Origin of the sequence: Streptomyces sp. NEAU-sy36 (assembly GCF_013423905.1) — a bacterium.
Taxonomy (GTDB): Bacteria; Actinomycetota; Actinomycetes; order Streptomycetales; family Streptomycetaceae; genus Streptomyces; species Streptomyces misionensis.
On sequence record NZ_CP058977.1, the window covers coordinates 643854 to 656950 of the forward strand.

The window sequence follows — 13097 nt, forward strand, 5'->3', positions numbered from 1 at the left end:
AGGTCCCGGCCGACTGTGGAGACACGTGACACGGGAGGCCGACGTGGCGCGCGCGGGACGCGAAGGACGCGGTGGACAGGGACTGGCCCGGGTGGCCGTCGTCGTACGGGCGGGGGCCGCTCCGCTGTGGTGGCTCGGCGTGGCCGCCGCGGCGATCGGCGCCGCACCACAGGGACTGACGGGGCGCCGGATCGGTGTGTTCGCGGGGGCCGCGCTGTTCGTCGTCGGCGCCGCGGTGGTCTCGCTGGTCCGCCGCGGGCGGTACGCCGCCCTCGTCCGCTCGGTGGTTCGCGCGGGCAGGTACGACGTCCTCCAGGACCGGGCGGTGACGGTGCGCGCCTGGCGCCGCGGGCACCGCTGGTGGCTGCTGCTGGCCTGGGCCGTCGCGCTCGGCTCCGCCTTCGCCGTGCCGGTGGCCGGCGGACTGCTGCTGGCCGGGTGCGGCACCGGGCTGCGGCTGAAGGCCGCCTGGCTCGGCCGGCGCGAACAGGCCCTGGACACCCTGCTCTGGGTGCGCGTCGACTGGCTCGACCGGCGCGGCGGCGGCCCGGCGGGCAAGGCCGTCAAGGGCCTGCGCGGCACGGGCGTCGCGGCCGGCGACGCGGCCCCCGGCGGGGCCCGCCGCCGTACCGCGGCCCTCGTCTGAGCGGGGGTCAGACCTCCAGCTCCTCCTCGATCCGCTTCAGCTGGTGTCGGGCCATCGCCAGGTTGGCCCGGGAGGAGTCCAGGACCAGGTAGAGGAACAGGCCGTTGCCGCCGCGCCCCTTGAGCAGGCGGATGAGGTGGTACTGGTCGCTGAGCGTGATGAGGATGTCCTCGATCTCGCTGTTGATGCCCAGCATCTCCATCGTGCGCATCTTGGCGCGGATCACGTCGGTGTTGCCGGCCGCGGCCACGTTCAGGTCGAAGGTCTTGCTGCCGCCCATCGTGCCCAGCGCCATCCCGCTGGTGTAGTCGACGAGCGCGACGCCGGTGGCGCCCTCGATCGAGGTCAGCGCCTCTTTGAGGGCGGTCTCGGTGTTGGCCATGTCGGGTCCTCTCAACTGTCGGTTGTGGTGGGTGCGGTGGTGGTGCGCGGCGTGCGCGTGGTCCGGGTGCGCGCGGGCGCGGGAGTCGCGGACCGGCGCGCGGGGGCGGCTTGGGCGGCGGCCTCGGCGGCGTCCAGCAGTTCGCCGATGAGGGCGCCCGAGCGGCGGCCCTCCAGGTGCAGCCGGCCGACGTTGACCCGGTCCTGGGCGAGCAGGGTCAGTACGGCGCTGCGGCCGGCCGCGTAGGTGGCGACGTAGCCGCGCTCGCCGCGCACCAGCAGCTCCCGCAGGCCGCCGTTGCCGGTGGCGTCGGCGACCCGCACGGAGACCCCGAGCGCGGCCGCGGTGAGCGCCGCCAGGCCGTCCGGATCGACACCGGGCGTGTCGTGGGCGACGACGAGGCCGTCGACGCCCGCCGCGAGCGCGCCGGTCAGCTGGGGCACCCGGGTGCGCAGCCGGTGCAGCTCCTCCAGGACGGTGCGCAGGTCGTCCTCGGACACCATCAGCTCTCTCCTCTCGGCGGGGCGTGGCCGTTCAAAGCGCCTCCAGCGCATCCCTGAGCCTCTTCAGCAGCGCGATGTCGGGGTCGGTGACCGGGGGTACGAGCGGGGGCGGCGGCAGGTCCCGGACCTGCCCGGGTGCCGCCTCGGGCGCCGCCGGTGCGGGTGCGAGGTGCCCGGCCGCCGCCAGCCGGCGGACGTCGACCAGCGTGTGGAACGCCTGCCGGCCCAGCTCCCGGGCGATGTCGGTGGCCGTACGGGTGCCGTCCACGCGGTCCAGGACGGCGCGTTGGCGGGGGGTGACGGGGGCGGGGCGGGAGGGCCCGGACGCCCGCGGGCCGACGGGGGCCGGGCCGACGGGGGCCGGGGCGGCGGTGAGGGCGGGGCCGGCCGTCCGGGGGCCGGGGGCCGCGCGGATCAGGGGCGCGGTGTCGGCGGCCGGGTCGGGCCACAGTCGGTGCAGTTGCAGCCGGCGCCGCAGGGTCTCGTGTTCCAGCGCGACCACCGGGACCGAGGGCAGCGGGCCGGTGCGGGGCGCGCCGTCGTAGCGGAACCTGCCCGGTGTGCTGCTCGGCGCCAGGGTGAAGTACCCGGCGTCGTACAGCGCGTCCAGATGGCACAGCTCCAGCGCGCCCGCGGGTAACAACCCGGAGTCCAGCAGGAGTTCGGCCGCGTGCAGCGGGCCCTCGGCCGCGGCGGCGGCCCGCTGCCAGGCGGCGGACGCCAGGGTGCCGTGGGCCGTGAGGAGCACGTCGAGCCCGGGGGCGAGGGGGCTCTCGGCGTACACCACCCGGCCCTCGGCGAGATGCAGGGCGCCGTACTCGCGGACCAGGATCCCGGTGGCCCGCTCCTCGGCGAGCCGGGTCAGCATCGGGGACAGGGCGCGCGGGGCCGACTTGTCCCGCACGGGCAGCGGTGGTGTACGGACCATGGTCATCCCAGCACCAGGCGGGCGGCCATCTCGCCGAGCCGGATCCGGGCGAGCGCGAGATTGCCCTCCGCGCGCCCCAGCCACAGGTGCAGGAACACGCTGCTGTCGAACGACGTGTCCACGAACCGCAGCAGGTGGTAGCTGTCGGCATTGCTGACGATCACGTCCTCCACGGGCGGCCGGTCCTCGCCGCGGGCGGTGAAGGTGCCGTGCTCGGCGGCGATCCGGGCCAGTTCGGCGGCCTCGGCCGCGGCCGCCTCGTGGTCCCCGCCGGGCGCCTCGCCGACGGTGCCGAGCGCGAGGCCGCTCGTCCAGTCCACCAGCGCGGCACCCCGGGCACCGGGCAATCGCATCGCTTCCAGCAGGCACTCGTCGATTCCGGGCACCGCGTGGCTCCCCTCCCGCCTGGGACTCCGGCTGAGTGACCCCGACACTACGCAACGTGTGGGGGAGGGGTGAGCCGTTTGGCATTTTCCAGTGGAACATGCGTCCGGCGTACTAGTGTTGGCCAACCGACCCCTGAGTCACCGGAGTTAATCCATTTGTTCGAGGCCGATAGGGGCGCGTCAACGGCGCTCGGGCGCTCGGAGGGCGGCGAGCGCGGACGCGTGCGCCCCTCCGGACTCCGCGACCACCTCCGCGACCGTCTGCGGCTCCCGCACGGTGGCGAAGGCGACGCCGCCCGCGCCGTCCGGCACGAAGCCGTAGATCCCGGGCCGGACCAGGGAGTTGTAGGCGTAGTGGTGCGCGAAGTAGTACGCGCCCGTGTCCAGCGCCGCCGCGTAGTCGCCCTGTTCCAGCGGGGGCAGCGCGCGCCCCTCGGCCAGCAGGTCGCCCGAGAAGCAGGCCGGTCCCGCCACGTCCTGCACCACCTCGGGCCCCGGCTTCGGCCGGCCTTCCGCGTCGTACGCGGCCAGCCGCAGCGGCCACGCCCCCGGGGCGTACACCGTCCGCGTCGCCACCTGCACGCCCGCGTGCGTCACCGCGATCCGCCGCCCGCCCGAGCGCTTGGCGTACTCCACCCGCGCCACCACCGTGCCGTGCTTGGCCAGCAGCGACCGCCCGAACTCGGTCACCAGTCCGTACCGCCCCGCGCGCAGCCCCGGCACCTGCTCGGCCAGCAGCCGCGCGTACTGCGCGTACGTCGGCGCCGTCGCCTCGCCCGCGAAGTTCACCGGCAGCCCGCCGCCGATGTCCAGCGTGTCGACCTGCCGCCGCCCCACCCGCGCGTTGATCTCCTCGGCCAGCGCGAAGGTCTCCGCCACGCCCCGCGCCAGCAGCGCCAGCGGAATCCCCTGTGAGCCGGTGTGCGCGTGCAGCCGGGTCAGCCACGGCCGCCGCGCGTACGCCTGTACGACCCACTCGCGCGCCCCCTCGTCGCGCAGCGCCACCCCGAACTTCGAGGTCTCGGTCGCCGTGGACGTCGCCCCGATGCTGCCGCCGCCGATCTGCGGGTTGACCCGGATGCCCAGCGGGGAACGGGTGGGCGCGCAGTCCACCAGGGCGTCCAGCCGGGCCAGCTCCTGCGGGTTGTCCGCGTTCACCGCGATGCCGAGCGCCAGCGCCTCGCGCAGCTCCGCCGGGGTCTTGGCCGGCGAGTCCAGCACCGTGTGCGCCACCGGCACGCCGGCCGCGCGGGCGAGGGCCAGCTCGCCGGGGCTCGCCACCTCGGCGCCGATGCCCGCCTCGTGCAGCAGCCGCAGCACCGGTACCAGCGGGGTGGCCTTCACGGCGAACGCGTGCAGCACCGGGGTGCCCGGGGCCAGCACCGCCTCGAACGCCGCCCGCAGCGCCGCCGCCGACTCCCGGATGCCGGTGACGTCGAGCAGCCCCACCACGGCCGCGTCCGGTCCCAGCAGGCCCTGCGCCACCGCGGCCCGCACCGCGTCGTCCCGCCGCGCGGCCCGCCGCCCCGCCTCGGCCTCGGCCGTCACCTCGTCCACGACCTCGTGGTCCACCGCGTCTCCCTCCTGTCGGCCGTCAGGTGGTTCCAGCCAAACACCCGGGACGCGCGGATGGGGACGCCCCGATGTATTGACTAGTTCTATTCAGACAGCCAGGATGTGAATAGACGTAGCAACAGCAGGAGGCAGAGATGTCGGGACCCCGCCCCGTACGAGCACCGCGCGGCACGGAACTCAGCGCCCTGGGCTGGCAGCAGGAGGCCGCCCTGCGCATGCTCCAGAACAACCTCGATCCCGAGGTGGCCGAGCACCCCGACAAGCTCGTCGTCTACGGCGGCACCGGCAAGGCCGCCCGTGACTGGCGCTCCTTCGACGCGATGGTGCGCACGCTGCGCACGCTCAAGCAGGACGAGACCATGCTGGTCCAGTCCGGCCGCCCGGTCGGCGTGATGCAGACCCACGAGTGGGCCCCGCGCGTCCTCATCGCCAACTCCAACCTGGTCGGCGACTGGGCCAACTGGGAGGAGTTCCGCCGCCTGGAGGCCCTCGGCCTGACCATGTACGGCCAGATGACCGCCGGCTCCTGGATCTACATCGGCACCCAGGGCATCCTCCAGGGCACCTACGAGACCTTCGCCGCCGTCGCCGCGAAGAAGTTCGGCGGCACCCTCGCCGGGACCATCACCCTCACCGCCGGCCTCGGCGGCATGGGCGGCGCCCAGCCGCTCGCCGTCACCATGAACGACGGCGTCGCCATCTGCATCGACTGCGACCCGCGCGCCATCGACCGCCGCATCGAGCACCGCTACCTGGACGTGCGGGCCGACAGCCTCGACCACGCGCTCCAGCTCGCGACGGAGGCCCGCGACGCGCGCCGCCCGCTGTCCATCGGCGTCCTCGGCAACGCGGCCGAGCTGGTCCCGCAGCTGCTGGCGATGAACGCGCCCATCGACATCGTCACCGACCAGACCTCGGCCCACGACCCGCTGTCCTACCTGCCGGTCGGCGTCGCCTTCGAGGACATGGCCGACGCCGCGGCGAAGGACCCGGCCGGGTTCACCACCCGGGCCCGCGAGTCGATGGCCAGGCACGTCGAGGCGATGGTCGGCTTCCTGGACGCGGGCGCCGAGGTCTTCGACTACGGCAACTCGATCCGCGGCGAGGCCCAGCTCGCCGGGTACGACCGCGCCTTCGCCTTCCCCGGCTTCGTGCCCGCCTACATCCGGCCGCTGTTCTGCGAGGGCAAGGGCCCCTTCCGCTGGGCCGCGCTGTCCGGCGACCCGGCGGACATCGCCAAGACCGACAAGGCGATCCTCGACCTCTTCCCGGAGAACGAGTCCCTCGCCCGCTGGATCAAGATGGCCGGCGAGCGCGTGCACTTCCAGGGCCTGCCCGCCCGTATCTGCTGGCTCGGCTACGGCGAGCGGGACAAGGCCGGCGAGCGGTTCAACGACATGGTGGCCTCCGGCGAGCTTGCCGCGCCGCTCGCCATCGGCCGCGACCACCTCGACTGCGGCTCCGTCGCCTCGCCGTACCGCGAGACCGAGGCGATGCTCGACGGGTCCGACGCGATCGCCGACTGGCCGCTGCTGAACGCCATGGTCAACGTGGCCTCGGGCGCGTCCTGGGTGTCCATCCACCACGGCGGCGGCGTGGGGATGGGCCGCTCCATCCACGCCGGCCAGGTCACCGTCGCCGACGGCACCAAGCTCGGCGGCGAGAAGATCCGGCGCGTGCTCACCAACGACCCCGGCATGGGCGTCATCCGGCACGTGGACGCCGGGTACGACATCGCCGAGTCCGTCGCCCAGGAGCGGGGGGTCCGGGTGCCGATGCGCGAGGGTGGCGACGCGTGAGCCGCGCTCCGGGCGGGCACGGCGACGGTGCGGCGGGGGCCGGGGCCCCGTCGCCCGGGGCGGGTGCGGGTGCGGCCGCGCCCGCCCGCCCGCGGCCGGTCCGCGGTGCCTCGTTCCACGAGATGTGGGCCGAGCTGCTCCCCATCGGGCGCGACGCCGGCTCGGGCGGATACCGCCGCTTCGCCTGGACCGGGCCCGACGCCGAATGCCGGGCCTGGTTCAGGCAGCAGGCCGAGGACCGCGGCCTGGTCCACGAGGTGGACCGGAACGGCAACCAGTGGGCCTGGCTGGGGGACCCGGCCGCCGGGGACGCCGTGGTCACCGGGTCGCACCTGGACTCCGTGCCGGACGGAGGGGCCTTCGACGGGCCCCTCGGGGTCGTGTCCTCCTTCGCCGCCCTGGACGAACTGCTCGGCAGGGGAGTGCGGTTCACCCGGCCGCTCGCCATCGTCAACTTCGGTGACGAGGAGGGTGCCCGGTTCGGGCTGGCCTGTGTCGGATCGCGGCTGACCGCGGGCGCGCTGAGGGTGGAGGACGCGCACCGGCTCACCGACGGGGACGGGATCACCCTGCCCCGGGCCATGGCGGCCGCCGGGTACGACCCCGAGGCCATCGGCCCGGACCCGGAACGCCTCGCCCGGATCGGCGCGTTCGTGGAACTCCACGTCGAGCAGGGCCGCGCGCTGGACCTGTCCGGCGACCGGATCGGCATCGCCAGCGCCATCTGGCCGCACGGCCGCTGGCGGTTCGACTTCCGGGGCGAGGCCAACCACGCGGGCACCACCCGGCTGGCCGACCGCCGCGACCCGATGCTGTCGTACGCCGAGACCGTGCTCGCCGCGCGGCGCGAGGCCGAACTCGCCGGCGCCGTCGCCACCTTCGGCAAGATCGCGGTGGACCCCAACGGCGTCAACGCGATCCCCTCGCGGGTGCGCGGCTGGCTCGACTCCCGCGCCGCCGACCAGGCGACGCTGGACACGGTGGTCTCCGGTATCGAGAAGGCGGCCCGGGAGTACGCGGACGCGCACGGCGTGGACCTGGACGTCGTACGGGAGTCCTTCACGCCCGTCGTGGAGTTCGACCACGCGCTGCGCGACGAGCTGGGCCGCATCCTCGGCCGGGACACCGATCTGACGGTGCCCGTCCTCGGCACCGGCGCGGGACACGACGCCGGAATCCTCTCGGGGAGCATCCCCACCGCCATGCTGTTCGTGCGCAACCCCACCGGTGTCTCGCACTCCCCGGCCGAGTTCGCGGCCGAGGACGACTGCGTGGCCGGGGTGGGCGCGCTCGCCGACGTACTGGAAGGGCTGGCCTGCAGGTGACCAAGGCGACCTACTGGCTGGAACACGCCTGGCTCGGCGACCGTGTCGAGCCGGGGGTCCTGGTCGAGACCGACGGCGGGCGGATCGGTGCCGTGCGCACCGGGACGCCCGCCCCGCCGCCCGGCGCCGAGGTGCTGCGCGGGCTCACCCTGCCGGGCCTGGCCAACGCGCACAGCCACGCCTTCCACCGGGCGCTGCGCGGCACCGTCCAGGTCGGCTCCGGCACCTTCTGGACCTGGCGCGAGGTGATGTACTCCGTCGCCGACCGGCTCACCCCGGAGCGCTACCACGCGCTCGCCCGCGCGGTGTACGCCGAGATGGCGCTGGCCGGCATCACCTGTGTCGGCGAGTTCCACTACGTGCACCACGCCCCCGGCGGCACCCCCTACGCCGACCCCAACGCCATGGGCGAGGCGCTGATCGCGGCCGCCGCCGAGGCCGGCATCCGGATCACCCTCCTCGACACCTGTTATCTCTCCGCGGGCTTCGGCGAGGCGCCCAACACGCACCAGCTGCGGTTCTCCGACGGCACCGCCGAGGCATGGGCGGAACGCTGTTCAGCTCTCAAGGAACGGGATCACGCACGGATCGGGGCGGCGATCCACTCGGTGCGGGCCGTGCCCGCCGGCCAGTTGGCGACCGTGGCCCGCTGGGCGCAGGAGCGGCGGGCGCCCCTGCACGTGCACCTGTCGGAGCAGACCGCCGAGAACGACGCCTGCCTCGCCGCGCACGGCCGCACACCCACCCGGCTGCTCGCCGACCACGGCGTCCTCGGGCCGCGCACCACCGGGGTGCACAACACGCACCTCACCGACGAGGACATCGCGCTGCTCGGCGGCTCGGCGACCGGCACCTGCATGTGCCCGACGACCGAGCGGGACCTGGCCGACGGCATCGGCCCGGCCGTCGCCCTGCAACGGGCCGGCTCCCCGCTCTCCCTCGGCTCCGACAGCCACGCCGTCATCGACCTGCTCGAAGAGGCGCGGGCGATGGAGCTGAACGAGCGGCTGCGCACCCGCACCCGGGGCCACTGGACGGCCGCCGCCCTGCTGCGGGCCGCCACCGCCGACGGCCACGCCGCCCTCGGCTGGCACGAGGCCGGCACCATCGAGCCGGGCGCGCTCGCCGACCTGACGACGATCGCCCTGGACTCGGTCAGAACAGCGGGCCCCGCGCCGCGGCTGGGCGCCGAGACGGCCGTATTCGCGGCGGGCGCGGCGGACGTACGGCATACGGTCGTGGGCGGCCGGCACGTCGTACGCGACGGGGCGCACACGCGCGTGGCGGACGTGCCGCAGGCCCTCGCGCGGGCGGTCGAGGCCCTCCGCTCCTGACACCCACCCACGAGGACACCATGAGCAGCAGCACCGTCATCACCAACATCGCCGCACTGGTCACCAACGACCCCTCCCTCGGTGACAACTCCCCTCTCGGTCTGATCCAGGACGCGGCCGTCGTCATCGACGGCGACCGCGTCGCGTGGACCGGTGAGTCAAGGAAAGCACCCGCCACTGACAACCGGGTCGACGCGGGCGGCAGGGCGGCGCTGCCCGGCTTCGTGGACTCCCACTCGCATCTGGTCTTCGCCGGGGACCGCACCCAGGAGTTCAACGCCCGGATGTCCGGCCGCTCCTACTCGGCGGGCGGCATCCGCACCACCGTCGCCGCCACCCGGGCCGCGAGCGACGCGGAGCTGGAGGCCAACCTCACCCACTACCTGGCCGAGGCGCTGCGCCAGGGCACCACCACCTTCGAGACCAAGTCCGGCTACGGCCTGACCGTCGAGGACGAGGCCCGCGCCCTGCGCCTGGCCGCGAGGCACACCGACGAGGTGACGTACCTCGGCGCGCACATCGTCTCCCCCGACTACGCAGACGACCCGGCGGCCTACGTCGCCCTGGTCACCGGCGAGATGCTGGACGCCTGCGCGCCGCACGCCCGCTGGATCGACGTCTTCTGCGAGAAGGGCGCCTTCGACGGCGACCAGGCCCGCGCGATCCTCACCGCCGGCAAGGCGAAGGGCCTGCACCCGCGCATCCACGCCAACCAGCTGTCCTACGGCCCCGGCGTGCAGCTCGCCGTCGAGCTGGACGCGGCCAGCGCCGACCACTGCACCCACCTCACCGACGCGGACGTCGACGCCCTGGCGAGCGGCGGCACGGTCGCCACGCTGCTGCCCGGCGCCGAGTTCTCCACCCGCGCCGCGTGGCCGGACGCCCGCCGGCTGCTGGACGCGGGGGTCACCGTCGCCCTGTCCACGGACTGCAACCCGGGCTCCTCCTTCACCTCCTCCGTGCCCTTCTGCATCGCCCTCGCCGTCCGCGACATGGGGATGACCCCGGACGAGGCGGTCTGGTCGGCCACGGCGGGCGGCGCCGCGGCCCTGCGCCGCACCGACGTCGGCCGCCTCGCCCCCGGCGCCCGCGCCGATCTGACGCTCCTCGACGCCCCCAGCCACGTCCACCTCGCCTACCGGCCGGGCGTGCCGCTGGTCAGCGGGGTGTGGCGGGCCGGCGTCCGCGTGGTCTGAGCCCGCGGCCGGACCCCGGCCGCACCCGTACACGCCGAAGCGGCCCGGTCTCCTCGACCAGGCCGCTTCGGCGTGTGTGCTGCTGAGGGACCGTGGTCCGGGAGGTCACTCCTCCACCGTCAGTCCCTTGCGCAGCCGTACCAGCGTGCGGGACAGCAGCCGGGACACGTGCATCTGGGAGATGCCGAGCTCCTCGCCGATCTCCGACTGGGTCATGTTGGCCACGAAGCGCAGCGAGAGGATCTTGCGGTCGCGCGCGGGCAGCCCGGCGATCAGGGGCTTGAGGGACTCGATGTACTCGATCCCCTCGATCCCGTGGTCCTCGTACCCGATGCGGTCCGCGAGCGCGCCCTCGGTCTCGTCCTCCTCGGGCTGGGCGTCCAGCGAGGAGGCGGTGTAGGCGTTCGAGGCCGCCATGCCCTCGACCACCTCTTCGCTGGTGATGCCGAGGCGCTCGGCCAGCTCCGCGACGGTCGGTGCGCGGTCCAGCTGCTGGGCCAGCTCGTCCCCGGCCTTCGCCAGGTCCAGGCGCAGCTCCTGGAGCCGGCGCGGCACGCGCACGGACCACGAGGTGTCGCGGAAGAAGCGCTTGATCTCGCCGATGATGGTTGGCATCGCGAAGGTGGGGAACTCGACGCCGCGCGCGAGCTCGAAGCGGTCGATCGCCTTGATCAGGCCGATGGTGCCGACCTGGATGATGTCCTCCATCGGCTCGCTGCGGGAGCGGAAGCGGGAGGCGGCGAACTTGACCAGCGCGAGGTTCAGCTCGACGAGGGTGTTGCGGACGTACGCGTACTCGTACGTCCCTTCCTCCAGCGTCTCCAGACGCTCGAAGAGGGTCTTGGACAGGGCCCGTGCGTCGACGGGACCGATCTCGTCGTAAGGGGGGATCTCCGGGAGCCCCTCGAAGGGGTCGTGGAGATCGATGGGATGGTCCAGTTGTTCCGGTGGGGGTGTCGACGTCGCGGTCGGGGTAGGCGAGGCGTCGAGCCGGGGTGACATGGGTGTCCTCCATCGTTCTCGGCATCAGGCTGCCGAAGCCGTTGCGTGCACTGCGGAGTGCGGCGCCTCCAAAGCCGGCGTGTAGGGGTAGGTGTCCTTACTAGCCCTATCGGCTTTCCTGAAGCGATCGCAAGTGCGTTCTGTTTGCCTATGTCCGGTTATGTGAGGTTGTTCGGGTGTCGGAGTGCCCTGGGAAGGCGTAATGTTCGAGGGCATCAGCAGCCACGACCTCGGGAGAGAGACGGCATGGACCACGGGACGGTCGGCAGCGCACAGTCGGGCCGGCTTCTGGTGGAGGTGCGTGAAGAGGGCGCCAGCGCCGTTGTCACACCGGCGGGTGAGCTCGACCACCACACCGCCGATCTGCTGCGGGAGCCCCTCGACGACCTCCTCGGCAAGGGATTCTCACGGCTCGTGGTGGACTGCTCGCGCCTCGACTTCTGCGACTCCACGGGGCTGAACGTCCTGCTCGGGGCCCGGCTCAAGGCGGAGGCCGCCGGCGGCGGGGTCCACCTGGCCGGAATGCGGCCCGTCGTCGCCCGCGTGTTCGAGATCACCGGGGCCGAGGCGGTCTTCACCGTCCACGACTCCGTGGCGGACGCGCTGGCCGGGGAGGGCGGCGGCACCGACTGAGCCCGCGACCCCGCGTGGCCGGGTGTGCCGGTACGGCTGGTGACCATCCACTTCTCATGAACCCCAGACATCTCGCCGATCCCACACAAGACGGTGGTGTTCAGGCGCCCGGGTCGGGCAGGAGAAAAGCTGACGACCACCGGCCGCCGGGCCGCCGTCACCGCGCCGCCGCGGGTGTGACGCACCCGCGGGTGTGCGACGGCCCCGATCGGGCAGGAACCTGCCCGGACGACCGCGAACCGGCGGCCGGACGGCGAGTGCGGGCGACGGTCCGCACGGCGGACGGACGGCGATCGGCGGATCGTCGGCCTGTCGCGGCCACGGCCGGGCACACGGGCACGGAAGGTGGACGACGGGCGGACGGGACTGATGTGCGGATGACGGGACGTACGGCCGGGCGTTGGTGCCGACGGCGGGCGGACCGACCGGTACCGGGCGGTGCCGGACTTTTCAATCGTGAACTGGTGATTCGGTGAGGTGAAGCGCTGATGAGCACCACCCGGCCCTACTCGCCGGGCGACCGCGGCCCGGAGCCGAGCGGCGCTTCCGGGGCGTCCGAGGAGGACACGCCGTCCGGCGCGCCCTCCGTCATGGGCGCGACCGTGTCGTCCGTGCCGCCGTCCGCGACCGACGCCGGCGTCGCCGGGGCGTCGTCCGGGCGGCAGGTCCGCAGGCTGGAGTTGCGGGGGGAGAGCGGTGTCGTGCCGCTCGCCCGCGACTTCACCCGGCAGGCGCTGTACGCCTGGGGCTGGCTGCCCGCCGCGGCCGCCGACCGGCGTGCCGCGGCCGAGGACGTCCTGCTCGTGGTCTCCGAACTCGTCACCAACGCCTGTCTGCACGCCGAGGGCCCCGACGAGCTGGTCCTCACCTGCGACAACAAGGTGATCCGTCTGGAGGTCACCGACCGCGGCGCCGGCCAGCCGGCCCCCCGCAACCCGCACCGCGCCGGACGTCCCGGCGGCCACGGCATGTTCATCGTCCAGCGCCTGTGCCTGGACTGGGGCGTCCTGCGCAGCCCCGGACGGCCCGGCAAGACGGTGTGGGCGGAGCTGGGCGCCCCGGCCTGAGCCGGGCCCGTCACGCACCGGCTCCCGCCCCGAACGGACCCGGCGCCCCCTGTGACGCGTCTTCCCCTCCCGTGACCCCGGGCGTGCCCCGACGGCGGAACCGATGTGCCGTCAGGGCGCACCGGGGCCGGCTCCCTGCCGCCGTCGGCCGCTCCGGCGGCCTAGGCCGACGTGGAGAACGGCCGGCGACCCGGACGGCACCGCACGCCCCGTAAGACCGGCAAGGCCACCCTCACCGCGGGCACGCCCTCGGTACGACGACCCGCGCCCCGGCCGGCACGGGCGCCTCCGGCAGTGCCCGCGGTGCCCGCAGAAAGCGGA

Annotated in this window: 13 protein-coding genes; 7 read left to right on the forward strand and 6 right to left on the reverse strand. The window is 74.3% G+C overall.

The window, feature by feature from the left end; translation table 11 throughout:
* Window positions 1-91 precede the first annotated feature (91 nt).
* The gene (locus tag HZZ00_RS02925; RefSeq protein ID WP_180333364.1) at window positions 92-646 is read left to right on the forward strand and encodes a hypothetical protein; all 555 of its coding nucleotides are present in this window, start codon (window positions 92-94) and stop codon (window positions 644-646) included.
* Between the two features lie 7 nt (window positions 647-653).
* On the opposite strand, the gene HZZ00_RS02930 is transcribed toward HZZ00_RS02925, so the two are convergent.
* The 5 genes from HZZ00_RS02930 to HZZ00_RS02950 form a co-directional block, all read right to left on the reverse strand.
* Window positions 654-1028 carry a hypothetical protein gene (locus HZZ00_RS02930; RefSeq protein ID WP_180330740.1) on the reverse strand — a complete coding sequence of 125 codons (375 nt, stop codon included), beginning with the start codon at window positions 1026-1028 and terminating at the stop codon, window positions 654-656.
* An 11-nt stretch (window positions 1029-1039) separates the two neighbouring features.
* Window positions 1040-1531: a roadblock/LC7 domain-containing protein gene (locus HZZ00_RS02935; RefSeq protein WP_180330741.1), complete on the reverse strand. Its 492-nt coding sequence runs from the start codon at window positions 1529-1531 to the stop codon at window positions 1040-1042.
* Window positions 1532-1562: 31 nt separating this feature from the next.
* Entirely contained in the window at window positions 1563-2465 is a 903-nt protein-coding gene (locus HZZ00_RS02940) for a transcriptional regulator (protein WP_180330742.1), read from the reverse strand.
* Window positions 2462-2845 carry a hypothetical protein gene (locus HZZ00_RS02945; protein ID WP_070023630.1) on the reverse strand — a complete coding sequence of 128 codons (384 nt, stop codon included), beginning with the start codon at window positions 2843-2845 and terminating at the stop codon, window positions 2462-2464. The genes HZZ00_RS02940 and HZZ00_RS02945 overlap by 4 nt, the downstream gene beginning before the upstream one ends.
* Before the next feature lie 180 nt (window positions 2846-3025).
* On the reverse strand, window positions 3026-4417 hold the full coding sequence (locus HZZ00_RS02950; RefSeq protein ID WP_180330743.1) for a diaminopimelate decarboxylase: 1392 nt from the start codon (window positions 4415-4417) through the stop codon (window positions 3026-3028).
* A gap of 137 nt (window positions 4418-4554) precedes the next feature.
* Between HZZ00_RS02950 and hutU the strand changes: the two genes are divergently transcribed.
* The 4 genes from hutU to hutI all read left to right on the forward strand — a co-directional run bounded on the left by hutU (window position 4555) and on the right by hutI (window position 10074).
* Window positions 4555-6219, forward strand: a complete 1665-nt coding sequence (gene hutU / locus HZZ00_RS02955; RefSeq protein WP_070023628.1) for a urocanate hydratase — start codon at window positions 4555-4557, stop codon at window positions 6217-6219.
* Window positions 6220-6341: 122 nt separating this feature from the next.
* The gene (locus tag HZZ00_RS02960) at window positions 6342-7544 is read left to right on the forward strand and encodes an allantoate amidohydrolase (protein WP_180333365.1); all 1203 of its coding nucleotides are present in this window, start codon (window positions 6342-6344) and stop codon (window positions 7542-7544) included.
* Window positions 7541-8878, forward strand: a complete 1338-nt coding sequence (locus HZZ00_RS02965) for a formimidoylglutamate deiminase (protein WP_180330744.1) — start codon at window positions 7541-7543, stop codon at window positions 8876-8878. Before HZZ00_RS02960 ends, HZZ00_RS02965 begins: the two co-directional genes overlap by 4 nt.
* A gap of 20 nt (window positions 8879-8898) precedes the next feature.
* Window positions 8899-10074: an imidazolonepropionase gene (gene hutI, locus HZZ00_RS02970; RefSeq protein WP_180330745.1), complete on the forward strand. Its 1176-nt coding sequence runs from the start codon at window positions 8899-8901 to the stop codon at window positions 10072-10074.
* 105 nt (window positions 10075-10179) lie between these two features.
* On the opposite strand, the gene HZZ00_RS02975 is transcribed toward hutI, so the two are convergent.
* Window positions 10180-11076 (reverse strand): RNA polymerase sigma factor SigF, encoded by an 897-nt coding sequence (locus HZZ00_RS02975; protein WP_180330746.1) that lies wholly within the window; start codon window positions 11074-11076, stop codon window positions 10180-10182.
* 246 nt (window positions 11077-11322) lie between these two features.
* Here HZZ00_RS02975 and HZZ00_RS02980 point away from each other — a divergent pair, with 246 nt between their 5' ends.
* Both HZZ00_RS02980 and HZZ00_RS02985 read left to right on the forward strand, forming a co-directional pair.
* Entirely contained in the window at window positions 11323-11709 is a 387-nt protein-coding gene (locus HZZ00_RS02980; protein WP_180330747.1) for an STAS domain-containing protein, read from the forward strand.
* Window positions 11710-12197: 488 nt separating this feature from the next.
* Entirely contained in the window at window positions 12198-12776 is a 579-nt protein-coding gene (locus tag HZZ00_RS02985; RefSeq protein WP_180330748.1) for an ATP-binding protein, read from the forward strand.
* Window positions 12777-13097: the final 321 nt, after the last annotated feature.

Coding starts and splice junctions, on each gene's coding strand:
- HZZ00_RS02930 (WP_180330740.1), bottom strand. CDS start 1,028: ATGGCCAACACCGAGACCGCCCTCAAAGAGGCGCTGACCTCGATCGAG.
- hutI (WP_180330745.1), top strand. CDS start 8,899: ATGAGCAGCAGCACCGTCATCACCAACATCGCCGCACTGGTCACCAAC.
- HZZ00_RS02940 (WP_180330742.1), bottom strand. CDS start 2,465: ATGACCATGGTCCGTACACCACCGCTGCCCGTGCGGGACAAGTCGGCC.
- HZZ00_RS02935 (WP_180330741.1), bottom strand. CDS start 1,531: ATGGTGTCCGAGGACGACCTGCGCACCGTCCTGGAGGAGCTGCACCGG.
- HZZ00_RS02980 (WP_180330747.1), top strand. CDS start 11,323: ATGGACCACGGGACGGTCGGCAGCGCACAGTCGGGCCGGCTTCTGGTG.
- hutU (WP_070023628.1), top strand. CDS start 4,555: ATGTCGGGACCCCGCCCCGTACGAGCACCGCGCGGCACGGAACTCAGC.
- HZZ00_RS02985 (WP_180330748.1), top strand. CDS start 12,198: ATGAGCACCACCCGGCCCTACTCGCCGGGCGACCGCGGCCCGGAGCCG.
- HZZ00_RS02975 (WP_180330746.1), bottom strand. CDS start 11,076: ATGTCACCCCGGCTCGACGCCTCGCCTACCCCGACCGCGACGTCGACA.
- HZZ00_RS02960 (WP_180333365.1), top strand. CDS start 6,342: ATGTGGGCCGAGCTGCTCCCCATCGGGCGCGACGCCGGCTCGGGCGGA.